This is a genomic window from Paenibacillus sp. JNU01, from assembly GCF_059130585.1.
The window spans coordinates 423,192-436,081 of the sequence record NZ_CP169723.1; the positions used below are offsets into that span (position 1 = coordinate 423,192).

The following is a 12,890-nucleotide window of genomic DNA, read 5'->3' on the forward strand; positions in this document are numbered from 1 at the left end:
TTTAACAAACATAGCACATCGGCAATCCACCCTAGGCCGTGTGGATTTTTTGTCGTCTATAAGCATTAGGACTCGATCCGGCGTACGCTTTGAACTTTTTATAGAACCAATCAATATCCTTATAACCTACCTCAATCGCTATCTCATATATTCGCAGATTCGTGGAAGACAGCAGTTGCTGTGCCTTTTCCATACGTTGCTGGAGCATATAATCATTGAAAGACATCTTCTCTTCCAGTTTGAACTTCTGCCCAAGGTAGGCACAGTTAAAATGAAGCATATCAGAGATCTTCTTCAGCGTGATTTCATCACTCAGATGATCCCGTACATAGGCTTTGACGATACGAATCACATGACTGGAGTGCATGGGTTTACCATTCATTTGAACAGGCGTTTTGAAGAACGACGACGTTTTGTGTGCCGGATCGGTTTCAAGGTGGGATCGAAGTCCGTGCAGACTGTTAAGTAAAGAAGAGGGACTAACAGGATACGGTAGATAATCATTCACCTGATACGTAAGGGCTTTGCGTACGAACCTGAAGTGATCTCTTCCACCCATCAGGAGGATGGGGATCTGACTTTTCTTTCGAATCTCGTTGCATAACCAGAGCCCCGCGGTATCGAACCTCTCTGTATGTACCATAACAAGGGAAAAGTCTCGTTCTGACAATGCGGTCAAAGCTTCGGACGATGAGAACACACAATTTGCGATAGTATATTGAGCTTTGCTCCGTAGCAACATCTGTTGCAACTCTCCGCACAAACGACGGCTGAAATCCACAAGTAAAATATCATACATGAAGCAATACCTCACCTTCTGCTGAATTGTAATCCGCCAGATTAAACTCAATGATGACTTAATTTCATTATGGTAATAAAAGAAAGCGCATACAATGTGCATATTTTTGTAGAGAGTGCATTTCTTTACCAATTGGAACCCAGAATGCAATTTGTACGCACAAAATCATGGAAATCTATATTCAGCCGGGGTAAACACCTGTATTTTGGCAGGTTGTTTGCGCTTTCATTTGGGCGATACACTGTGAGAGCAAAAGACAATCAGGGGGGAAGACGATGAGAAAAAACAAGTTCATGCTACTGAGCCTGGTATTCGCGGTTTTGTTGGTGATTGCTGCATGCAGTTCTGCACCTACCGCTCAACCCGAGCCGGAAAAGACAACACCACAGGAGGAACAAACACCCGTAGAAACCGAGCCAAAGAATGAAAACTCTACGCCAGAAATGGACTTTGACATGGGCGGCAGAACGATCAAAGTTGTTGCTTGGTGGGACATGGAAATACAGGGGAACAACCCGGACAACATTCAACGCCTTGAGAATCTCGAAGCGCTGAAGAAAAAACACAACTTTAATATTGAATACGTTTCCATTGATTTCGGCGAATATCAGGAGAAGGTGGTTGCTTCGCTGATGGCAGGGGAACCACTTGGTGATTTGGTGAGATTGGGCAAAAACTATGCCATTCCCGCATTGACCAAACAGGATCTCTTGTGGCCAGTGGATGATTATATTAAAAACGACAAAGTATTCAATCAGAAAACAACAAAGGAATATATGCAATATGAAGGCAAAGGTTACGGCTTTACCGAGGACCAGTCTTCTTTTATCAACGGAATTTTCTATAATCGTACCCTCATGCAGGAGCTGGGCTTGAAGCCATTACAGGAATATGTGGATGCTGATGAATGGAACTGGGATACATTCCTCAGCGTTGCCAAACAAGCGAACAAGGATCGCAACAACGATGGCAAGCTGGACACTTGGGGACTCGCTCAGACGGGATTGCTTGAACCGATTCTGTATTCGAATGAAGCTTCCCTGACCCTAGAGGATAAGCAGAACCTGGAAGATCCCAAAACGAAGGAAGCGCTGAATTTCCTGTCCAAACTGGCTACGGAAAAGGTCGGCAGAGCTTCTGAAGGCGGCGACTGGACTGAGCCGTCCACGTTCTTCCGTCAAGGCAATACGTTGATGTATTCAGGTGCCATGTACGAGGTTGAAGGCATTATGACAGACATGAAGGATTACGATATCGGTTTTGTACCATTCCCTAAAGGTCCAAGTGCATCAGCGTATCACTCTGGAGAGTCCCGTTACCAGGCTATAACGATTCCTAAAGCAGTAGAGAATCCGGAACAACTGATGTACATCTGGGAGAAAATTAATGAGATCGATTCGATCTATGAGTATCCGGGCCAATCCACACTGGAGACACATCTGACCGATGAAGCAGATATCAACAACGCCAGAGAGGTTGCAGAAGGCATGCTGGTTCTCGACCATAACACATTCCCGTCCTTGCCTTTCTGGGACTTTGATGGAGAGCTCAAAGAAGGAGTATCTGTATCTACGCTGATTGAGAAATACAAGGCACCTTTCCAGGCTGCGATTGATGAGGTATACAAATAAGCATCATGACACACGGGCAGAACGCACCAGTGATGGTGCGGGCTGTCCGGGTTAGTCAATCGTCCAGTTCTCGCAACGCTTAGAGGAAAGGGGATACATTCGAACATGCGGTCACGTAAGAAAAAGGGACTAATCTTGGTGCTTGTCCTGGCCCTGGTACTCTCCATATGGACGCTATATCCATCGCGGGATCGTTATCCGGGGACGGTACATGCGCTTGAGGACTTTGACGCAGTATCGGCAACCGAGGATTCATTCAGTTATGACCATTATCTGACTACTCATGCCAATGCGGCTAAACCCGAGAAAACAATACGCATTGAAGGCGAATCTTATGTTCAGGCAACTGACGGGGAATTCGAGGTCGTGCAAGGTTATGCCGGACTGGATGGGAGCGCTGTAATTACGCCGGAAACTGGAACCATTCGTTGGGATGTTCCCGTTCAAATGAGCGGTTTGTACAATATTCGCATTCACTATTACCCTGTAGAGGGTAAAAGCTCGGGTATTGAACGCAGACTCGAGGTGAATGGGGAGGTTCCTTTTAGAGGGGCCGATGTTCTCTTGTTTGACAGGGTGTGGGGGAATCGCGAGGATAACGTTCGTCGTGACGATCGGGATAACGATCTCAGGCCAAGACAAGTGGAACAGCCCGAGTGGCAGTTGACTTCCTTCAAGGATAGCGGAGGCTATTTCGAGGAGCCCTTTCAGTTTTATTTTGAAAAAGGTAACCCGCAGTTATCGCTCACTTCATTAAGAGAAAGTATGGCGATTGATTATATTGAGCTGTATCAGGAAGGGGAGATCCCGACCTATGCAGAGCTTGAGGCAACTTATGCCTCACAGGGGCTGAAACCAGCGGCTCCAGTCATGCTGAAAGTACAAGGGGAACAAGCAGTCAGCAAGTCTTCACCTACACTGGCACCCATCTCGGATCGTTCGAGCCCATCGCTAGAACCTTATGATGTGTCCAAAATTCGCATGAATGCGATCGGGGGCATCAACTGGAAGCTGCCGGGTGAATGGATCGAATGGGAAATCGACGTGCCTGAAGACGGATTGTATCAAATCGTGTTAAAGGTAAAACAGGATCAATTGCGCGGTATTTACGCAACCCGCAGTCTGACGATCAACGGCGAGGTTCCGTTTAAAGAAATGAAACGCATTCGTTTCAACTACAGCCCATCCTGGCAAACTCAGGTGCTGGGGGCGGCAGAAAATCAGCCTTACCAGTTTCATCTGGATAAAGGGAAACACCGGATTCGAATGACGGTAACGCTAGGCGACATCGCTCCTCTGCTTCGTACCGTGGAATCCAGCGTGCTGGAATTGAATGAGATGTATCGCAAAATCCTGATGATCACCTCCAACAGCCCCGATCCGCTTCGGGATTATCAGTTGGAACAACGCATCCCGGAGATGACGGAAGTCTTTGAACGACAGGCAGACACGCTCCGTTCTGTAGCGGATTATCTGGAAAAGGCAACGGGTGAGCAAAGTGATAAAGTTGCCGTGCTTCACGCCATGGTCATGCAGCTTGAAGATATGGCGGCCAAGCCGGAGACCGTTCCTAAACGACTGGATACGTTCAAAATTAACGTAGGTGGCCTGGGTACCTGGATATTGTCAGTACGTGAACAGCCGATCACTCTGGATTACCTCGTCGTGTCTCCGCCGGGTGAAGCCTTGCCAGATGCGGAAGCGACGGCCATTCAGCAGGTGAAACATGAGCTGGGTGCATACGTGGCTTCGTATACCGAAGATTACGACAGCATCGGTAACGTGGAGCAAAAAAAGGATTCCATTACTGTATGGATCACGACTGGACGGGATCAGGCTCAGGTATTGAAAGGCATGATCGATGATTCGTTTACTCCGGATACGGATGTATCCGTGCAGCTGCGTCTCGTGCCGCCCAACATATTGCTTCCCGCAACGCTTGCAGGTGAAGGACCCGACATTGCCATGCAAATGGGTGAAGACATCCCTGTAAACTATGCGATGAGAAGTGCGGCAGCGGATTTGAGCAAATTCCCCGACTTCGAGGAAATTGCGGGTCGGTTCCGTGAAAGCGGGTTGACACCATACCGGTATAACGACGGTGTGTATGCCCTCCCGGAACAGCAACATTTTCCGATGCTCTTTTACCGCAAAGATATCCTGAACGAATTGGGACTGGAACCGCCGAAAACGTGGCAGGACGTGTATAACGCCATTGCTGTGCTGCAAAAGCATAATATGGAGTTTTATCTGCCCATCGAGGATACACTGAACAACGCAAACCTTGTGCCGAACTCGACTTTTGCGATGCTGCTGTACCAGAATGATGGCACCTTCTATACGGAAGATCAGAAGAAGAGTGCCCTTGATTCGGAAATTTCGATGGATGCGTTTAAACGCTGGACACAATTCTATACCAATTATAAATTCCCGCTTAAAGCGGACTTTCCAAACCGCTTCCGTACCGGTGAGATGCCGATTGGAATTGCGGACTATACAACCTATAACATGTTGACAGTTTTGGCTCCGGAAATTCGCAATCTCTGGGACTTTACCATTGTTCCTGGTACGCAGCTTCCGGACGGTTCCATCAGGCATGAGGTGGCCAGCGCAACAAGCGCGGTAATGATGCTTGAGAACGCCAGCAACAAGGAAGCTTCATGGAAGTTCATGAAATGGTGGACTGACGAGCAGACCCAGATTGAATACGGACGAGAAATGGAAGGTCTGATGGGGGCGGCAGCCCGTTACCCAACAGCCAACATTGAAGCTTTGAAACAGCTTCCTTGGCCCGTCAAGGATTATGAAAATCTGGAGAAGCAATGGAAATGGGTACAGGGGATCCCGCAGCTTCCTGGAGGTTATTTCACGGGACGGCATCTGGATAACGCTTTCCGTAAGGTGGTCAATGCGAATGAAAATCCGCGTGAAGCCTTATCGGACTATGTTCTGTACATTGATGATGAAATTGAGTTGAAGCGTAAGGAATTTAATCTGAAATAGAGGAAAGGGAGGGTAACGGTTGCAAGCTAAAACAACCAAGACAGCCGCCGCTCCTGCCGTCCATACCCGCCAGGTCGGCTGGTGGTCCCTTTTGAGAAGGGATCTGTATCTCAGCAGGCATTATTATGTGTTGATGGCACCGTTTATGCTGATTTTTTTCATGTTTACTGTCATCCCGGTCGGCATTTCACTGGGGCTCAGCTTTTTTCACTTCAACATGCTGGAGCTGCCGCGATTTGTCGGGTGGCAAAATTATTCCCGGCTTTTCCTGAATGACGACGTATTCCTGATCGCGCTCAAAAACACACTGCTTTTTGCCGTAATCACGGGTCCGCTCAGTTATATCGCCTGCTTTTTGTTTGCATGGATCATCAACGAGCTATCTCCCAAAATTCGAGCGGTCATGACGCTGGTGTTCTATGCCCCCTCCATATCGGGAAATGTCTTCTTCATCTGGCTGATCATCTTCTCAGGTGACAGCTACGGGTATATGAATGGCTTCCTGATGCGCCTTGGTGTCACACTGGAGCCGATCCAATGGCTTGCAGATGAGAAGTACGTGCTCGCGATTGTCATTATTGTACAGCTGTGGCTCAGCCTCGGAACCAGCTTCCTGGCCTTTATTGCTGGACTTCAGACCATCGATCGTTCTCTGGTTGAAGCAGGCACCGTGGACGGGATCAAGAATCGCTGGCAGGAACTCTGGTACATCACCCTGCCTTCGATGAGACCGCAACTGATGTTTGGTGCGGTGATGCAGATTACGGCTTCATTCGCAGTGGCCGAGATATCGATTGCATTGGCCGGTTTCCCAAGTGTCAACTATGCAGCTCACACCGTCGTCACACATCTGATGGACTTCGGTACAATCCGTTTTGAGATGGGATACGCTTCTGCCATTGCAACCGTGCTGTTTGCGTTGATGCTTGGTACGAACGTTTTGACGCAAAAAATGCTTAGAAAGATAGGTGAATGACAATGACCAGCAAAGTACGTGCCGTGTTTGGCATGCCAAAAAGGCTGAATCGGTCATTTACCGTCAGCCTGATGTTATTTGCACTGCTGGCCGTGTTTGGATCATTTATGGTGCTTCCGCTGATCTATGCTGTCAACAATGCATTCAAACCGCTGGATGAGCTGTTTATTTTTCCGCCACGCTTCTGGGTGAATAACCCGACAACAGAGAATTTTGCCGATCTGATCAACCTTATGGGCAATTCATGGGTGCCGTTATCCCGTTATATTGCTAATACCCTGCTCATTACAATCCTGGGGACGGCAGGACACATCCTTCTTGCATCCGCCGCGGCTTATCCGCTGGCGAAATATCGTTTTCCAGGTTCGAAAGTGTTGTTCACGATTGTCATTCTGTCTCTGATGTTCTCACCGCATGTCACGGCGATTCCAAACTACATGGTCATGTCTTGGCTAGGATGGATTAACACACACGCTTCCATTATCGTGCCATCGCTTGCTTTCTCCCTGGGACTGTTCCTGATGAAACAGTTCATGGAGCAGATTCCCGATGCGTTGCTGGAAGCAGCCAAAATCGACGGAGCCAATGAATATCGCATTTTTTGGAGCATTGTGATGCCGAATGTAAAGCCGGCATGGCTCACGCTCATGATCCTGCAGTTCCCTGCGTTATGGGGGACGGACGGCGGGAGCTTCATTTACAGTGAAAATCTGAAAACGCTGCATTATGCGCTCAGTCAGATTGTACAGGGAGGGATTGCTCGTGCAGGTGTTGGTGCGGCTGTGGCCTTGCTGCTGATGATTGTACCGATCACGCTGTTTATCATCTCCCAGAGCAGTGTCATGCAAACGATGGCCACTTCAGGCATGAAAGAGTAGAAAGGAGGCAGCGAGGTGCGGAGAAGCACATGGAAAAAACGCAAATCGATCATCATGGGCATGATCTGCCTCCTGTTGTTCGTTCAAGAGGCATCCTATGTGAGTGCAGACGGTAAAACGGATGCGTATCATTACTCCTTCTGGGGTGACGCAGTTCCGGCACCAGCGGCATATGAGGCAACAACCATTATCACCGGTAAGAAGCTGAACACGATTCCTATGAAAGAGCCGAGCGACATGCATGTTACCGCCAATCAGCACGTCTTTGTGCTTGATTCGGGCAATGGCCGCATTATAGAGATGGATCGCAACCTCAAGCTGGTACGGACGATTGATTCATTTAAGCAGGAAGGCAAGGAAGATCATTTTAAAAATCCGCAGGGGTTGTACGTTAGCGATCAAGGTCATCTGCTGGTCGCCGATTCGGATAATCATCGAGTCGTACATTTGGATGAAAAAGGCACGCTGGTCAAGATTGTCGCAGAGCCCAAATCGGACCTGTTAAAAGCGGATTTTCAATTCAAACCTATGCGTGTTGTTATGGACAAGGGGGAACGTATCTACGTCATGGCCGAAGGCGTATTTGATGGATTCATGGAGTTCAGCGCCGACGGTACGTTCTCGTCGTTTATTGGAGCAAACAGAGTTCAGGTAGACCCGGTGGAGTATCTATGGAAACGCTTCGCCACACGTGAGCAGCGCAGTCAGATGGTTATGTTCACTCCGACGGAATTTACCAATCTGGATATGGATGAAGAAGGCTTCATCTACGCGACTAGCGGGGATCGGGGCAAAGATCCGGTCAAGAAGCTGAATGCACAGGGCACAGACATTTTGCGAAGAGAAGGCTATCAGACCCCGCAAGGTGATATGGTGTATACCCAGGAAGCCGGGCCATCCCGTCTGATTGATGTGGACGTGGGGGACAGTGACATGTATTCCGTACTGGATTCCAGCAAGGGCCGAATCTTCACCTACAATGGAGACGGGTATCTGCTCCATATTTTTGGCGGCATCGGAAACCGCCTGGGCCAGTTTAATACACCTGTTGCGCTGGAACGTGCGGGAGACCGGATGTTGGTTCTGGATAAAGCGCTTGGCGAAATCACCGTCTTTCAGACAACTGAATATGGACGAACGCTCCATGAAGCAGTTCGCAGTTATTATAACGGTGACGAGGAGCAGTCCAGTGTACTGTTTGCTAAAGTTGCCGAGATGAACGCCAATCTGGAATATGCTTATGCGGGAATCGGCAAAGCACTGCTTCGTCAGAAGGAATACGGCGAATCTGCGAAATACTTTAAGCGCAGTATGGAACCTAAAGGTTATTCCAAAGCTTTTCTTTTGTATCGCAAAGAGCTGATGCGTGAGCATTTTTCATGGATGATGTCCGGTTTATTCCTGGCTGTCGCTGCGTTTGTTACCGTCATCATCGTTCGCAGGCAGAAAAGGAGGACAACGAATGCAGGCATCAAGTAAACAGTTATATCAGTACCCGCTGCATCTGATCTTCCATCCGTTTGACGGATACTGGGAATTAAAATATGAGCGCAACCAGAGGAACTCACTGTTGATTGCTTTCATGATTCTGGTACTGCTGGTCATCACTAAAATTTTACATGCCCAATACAGCGGTTTTCTGATTAATCTCAGTAATCCCAAATACCTGAACAGTCTGCTCGAAATGGTATATGTGATCGTACCGGTCCTCTTCTGGTGTGTGGCTAACTGGTCGTTAACCACCTTGATGGACGGGGAAGGCAAGTTTTCTGAAATTTTTATGTCAACCTGTTTTGCACTGGTGCCCCTTTTCCTAATCCATTTTCCGTGGATCTGGCTGAGTCTTGTGATCTCTGCACAAGAAACTGCCTTTTATTATTTCTCCAATGCACTCGCCGTCGCCTGGACGGTGTACCTGTTATTTGTGGGAAATATGACGGTTCATCAGTACACACCAGCCAAAACGATACTCACGATGCTATTGACACTTGTAGCTATGGCCTTTATGGCATTTCTGTGCCTCTTGTTCTTTAGCCTTGTACAGCAGATTGTATCGTTTGTCGTAACCATCTATCAGGAATTAGTGCTTCGGGGCTAAGGGAGGAGGAGAATGTGATGAAATATGCCGTAGCCAAAAAAATAACAGGAATGCTGCTCGCGGGCAGTCTGCTGCTCAGCGGATGTCAGTTCTCGTCAGCACCACTGACCAACCAGGCGGTATCTGCCGCAGATCAAACGGACGTTCCCTCCCTGCCTCCCGGAGAAAAACTGAAATCATCTTTCAGTAATACCCGCCTTCCAGGCATGATTGGCATTGCACAGAATGATCAGCTTCAGCTGTTCATTCACGAAGAGACTGCCGAGATTGCAGTGATTCACATGCAGAGCGGGCAGATCTGGCGCAGCAATCCTGCAGATCGTGAACAGGATGGAATTGCCGCAGGGATAAACAAAGACCTGTTGTCTTCACAAACCAAGCTCAGTTTCTTCAATAGTCTGGGTCAGAGTAGCACGGTGAATTCTTTCACGGACAGTGCCGCACACAAGCAGATCAGCTTCGAGTCACTGCCAAACGGCGTACGGGTGAATTACCAGTTTGGCAGCACCGAGCGATCCATTGAAGATTTGCCGATGAAGATCAGCAAAGAGCGTTTTGAGCAAAAGCTGCTTGCACAGTTGGATAAGACCGGGCAGCGGGCCTTGAAGGTCGGATATGCAGAGGACAAAGAAGAAGGTACTTACGTCCGGATTGATAAGGCGATGCAGGGACTTCAGTTGTCCCGAGCGTTGAAAGCTTTTGACACAGCTGGTTACACACCAGAGGACCTGGCTCAGGATCATGCCGAGTTCGGCATTGAACAGGAACGTAGCGGACCGCGGTTGTTCATGATCACGATGGAATATGAGCTGGATGGAGAGGATCTGTTAGTTCGTGTTCCTTCATCAGGCATTCATTTTCCGGAGGAATATCCGATCAATAACATATCCATACTGGAGTATTTTGGTGCCGGAGGATTGAATGAAGAAGGCTCCATGCTGGTGCCGGACGGATCGGGGGCTCTTATCCATTTTAATAATGGGAAGTTGCAGTATCCTGCCTATCAACAAGATATTTACGGACCGGATATGACGATGAAACTGCGGGAAGCAAGCTCGAATGAAGCCAAAGCCCGATTGCCGGTGTTTGGACTTATTCGGAAAGAGGGGGCGTTCCTGGGTATTGTTGAGGAAGGGGATGCCGTTGCCGTTGTGAATGCCGATATCAGCGGCAAACTAAACAGTTATAACAACGTATATCCAAGCTTCTATGTTGTGAACAAGAGCGATGTGACACTTCAGGCAAGCGATATGGTTCGTACACTTCCGAAATTTCAGAAGAATCCGACCGTGTCCGACTTTGCCGTTCGATACGCTTTTGTAGGGGCGGATAAGGCCTCGTACTCCGGGCTTGCCTCTCTTTATCGGGATTATCTGATGCAAAATGGCGGACTTCCCGAGCTGAGCGCCAGTAAGGATCAGAATGATGTTCCGTTTTATCTGCAACTGTTCGGTGCCATGACAACAAGCCAGCATATGTTGGGCATACCGTACGATTCAACGGAGGCTCTGACGACGTTTGATGAAGCCAAAAACATTCTCACCACCTTGAAGGAGAAGAAGGTATCCAATATACAGGTTCGCTATGCCGGGTGGTTTAACGGAGGGCTTTATCATAGGATGCCCGATTCCATTCACGTGGACGGTGCCGTGGGTGGCAAAAAGGGATTGCGGGAATTCAGTGCATTCACCAAAGAAGCAGGCATCGGCTTTTATCCGGATATTGCTCTGATAAATGTGTTATCCAAAAAAGGATTTAAACCGTCTAAAGAAGCTTCCCGAACCTTAACCCAGGAACCGGCGGTTATGTATCCGATGAACCAGGCCATACAGCGTCGTGACAGGGATCGTTCACCTTCCTATGTGCTGTCGCCCAACTTGCTGGAGAACGTGACGGCAGAGATGCTGGATGAACTCAAGTCTCTTCAAAAAGATGAACTTTCGTTGAGTCTGAATGACCTGGCCGCTCAGCTGAACAGCGACATGAATCCGAAAAAGTTGGTGGATCGAACGGAAGCACTGGGCTCTGTCAAGAAAGCACTTGAACAGATCAAACAGCAGGTAGGCCCTGTCGTTGCGGAAGGCGGAAACGCTTACGCACTGCCATATGTAACCGGGTTGACAGATGCTCCAATGAATAGCAGCCGTTTCAAGCTGGAGGATGAAGAGATTCCATTCTATCAGCTCGTTGTACACGGCAGCATTAGTTATACAGGCATTCCATACAATCTTTCTACTTATACGGACGCAAGACAGTATGTATTGAAGTTGATTGAATATGGAGCGAGCCCTTACTTTGCCTGGTTCAATGCACCAAACCATGTTGTGAAAGAAACAGATTATGATCAACTCTATGCGGCGAATTACGAACAATGGATGGATCTGGCTGCTGACATCTACAATGAGGTCAACGACGTAAACCAGTCATTTACGGGACGTTCCATGATGTCTCATGAATCCATTGAAGAAGGCGTGTTCCGGACCATGTATGAAGGCGGCGGATTCGTAATCGTCAATTATAACGACTTCCCTGTAGATGTTGACAACGTTACAGTGGAAGCCCAAAGCTATGTGACTGGTGGTGAGCAGCTCTGAAGACGCTCCTGAAATGGAAATGGGGAAGTCGTACGTATGCTCAGCAGAAAGCCATGTGGGGCGTAATTTACGTGCTCCCCTGGCTCATAGGTTTTGTGTTATTTTTCTTCATTCCGCTGTTAGCCTCTCTGCGATACAGCATGAGTACAATTCAGGCCAACGCGGAAGGCATAGCGATTCAGTTCACCGGTGTCGCTAATTACCTTCAGGCGCTAACCGTCAATACGAGCTTCAACCGTGCGTTAATCGAGGCAATCACAGACGTACTCATCAACGTACCTCTGATCGTTATATTCAGTCTGTTCCTCGCTGTCATCCTGAATCAGAAGTTCAGGGGCCGGGCTGTTGCCCGGTCGATCTTCTTCCTGCCCGTTATTCTGGCATCGGGAGTAATTATGACGCTGGAGAGCACCAGTCTGATTGAAGCGGTGAACCAGAGCAGTACAGGCGGCAGTTCACTCGGGACATTTGAACTCGAAAATCTGATGGTTAATGCCGGAGTAAGCGACTGGATCGTTACGTACCTGAGCAGCGCCGTAGATCGGATCTATCAGATCGTCAGTCAATCCGGTGTACAGATTTTGATCTTTTTGGCAGGCATCCAGACAATCTCCCCTCAGCTGTATGAGGCTTCGAAGATGGAAGGAGCTACGGGTTATGAAGCATTCTGGAAAATTACATTTCCGATGGTCAGCCCGCTGATTTTTGTCAATGCGATCTATACAATAATCGATTCGTTTGCCAATAACGCCATGACAGAACTGATCCGGGATACCGGCTTCGTCAAGTTCGACTTTGGTTTAAGCTCCGCCATGGCATGGGTCTACTTCCTGGCCATTGCCATCATTCTCGTTATCGTATCCATCATCTTCTCGAAGCGTGTCTTCTATCAAGATTAGAAAGGGGGGTGC

The 12,890-nt window shown here is 48.3% G+C and carries 9 protein-coding genes; 8 read left to right on the top strand and 1 reads right to left on the bottom strand.

Going from position 1 to position 12,890, the window contains the following annotated elements; translation table 11 throughout:
• Positions 1 to 31: 31 nt before the first annotated feature.
• Positions 32 to 799, bottom strand: a complete 768-nt coding sequence (locus NLBNIHML_RS01730; protein WP_339242674.1) for a helix-turn-helix domain-containing protein — start codon at positions 797 to 799, stop codon at positions 32 to 34.
• A 275-nt stretch (positions 800 to 1,074) separates the two neighbouring features.
• Here NLBNIHML_RS01730 and NLBNIHML_RS01735 point away from each other — a divergent pair, with 275 nt between their 5' ends.
• The 8 genes from NLBNIHML_RS01735 to NLBNIHML_RS01770 all read left to right on the top strand — a co-directional run bounded on the left by NLBNIHML_RS01735 (position 1,075) and on the right by NLBNIHML_RS01770 (position 12,878).
• Positions 1,075 to 2,430: an ABC transporter substrate-binding protein gene (locus NLBNIHML_RS01735; RefSeq protein ID WP_339242676.1), complete on the top strand. Its 1,356-nt coding sequence runs from the start codon at positions 1,075 to 1,077 to the stop codon at positions 2,428 to 2,430.
• 105 nt (positions 2,431 to 2,535) lie between these two features.
• Complete coding sequence (locus tag NLBNIHML_RS01740; protein ID WP_494353608.1) at positions 2,536 to 5,433, top strand: extracellular solute-binding protein; 2,898 nt, start codon at positions 2,536 to 2,538, stop codon at positions 5,431 to 5,433.
• Between the two features lie 19 nt (positions 5,434 to 5,452).
• Positions 5,453 to 6,409, top strand: a complete 957-nt coding sequence (locus NLBNIHML_RS01745) for a carbohydrate ABC transporter permease (RefSeq protein ID WP_339242679.1) — start codon at positions 5,453 to 5,455, stop codon at positions 6,407 to 6,409.
• Between the two features lie 2 nt (positions 6,410 to 6,411).
• Positions 6,412 to 7,287, top strand: a complete 876-nt coding sequence (locus NLBNIHML_RS01750) for a carbohydrate ABC transporter permease (RefSeq protein WP_278295182.1) — start codon at positions 6,412 to 6,414, stop codon at positions 7,285 to 7,287.
• Positions 7,288 to 7,302: 15 nt separating this feature from the next.
• Positions 7,303 to 8,766: a hypothetical protein gene (locus NLBNIHML_RS01755; RefSeq protein ID WP_339261171.1), complete on the top strand. Its 1,464-nt coding sequence runs from the start codon at positions 7,303 to 7,305 to the stop codon at positions 8,764 to 8,766.
• On the top strand, positions 8,750 to 9,385 hold the full coding sequence (locus NLBNIHML_RS01760; RefSeq protein WP_339261173.1) for a YIP1 family protein: 636 nt from the start codon (positions 8,750 to 8,752) through the stop codon (positions 9,383 to 9,385). Before NLBNIHML_RS01755 ends, NLBNIHML_RS01760 begins: the two co-directional genes overlap by 17 nt.
• A gap of 17 nt (positions 9,386 to 9,402) precedes the next feature.
• Positions 9,403 to 11,979 (top strand): DUF5696 domain-containing protein, encoded by a 2,577-nt coding sequence (locus NLBNIHML_RS01765; RefSeq protein ID WP_494353609.1) that lies wholly within the window; start codon positions 9,403 to 9,405, stop codon positions 11,977 to 11,979.
• A gap of 53 nt (positions 11,980 to 12,032) precedes the next feature.
• The gene (locus tag NLBNIHML_RS01770; protein WP_494353610.1) at positions 12,033 to 12,878 is read left to right on the top strand and encodes a carbohydrate ABC transporter permease; all 846 of its coding nucleotides are present in this window, start codon (positions 12,033 to 12,035) and stop codon (positions 12,876 to 12,878) included.
• Positions 12,879 to 12,890: the final 12 nt, after the last annotated feature.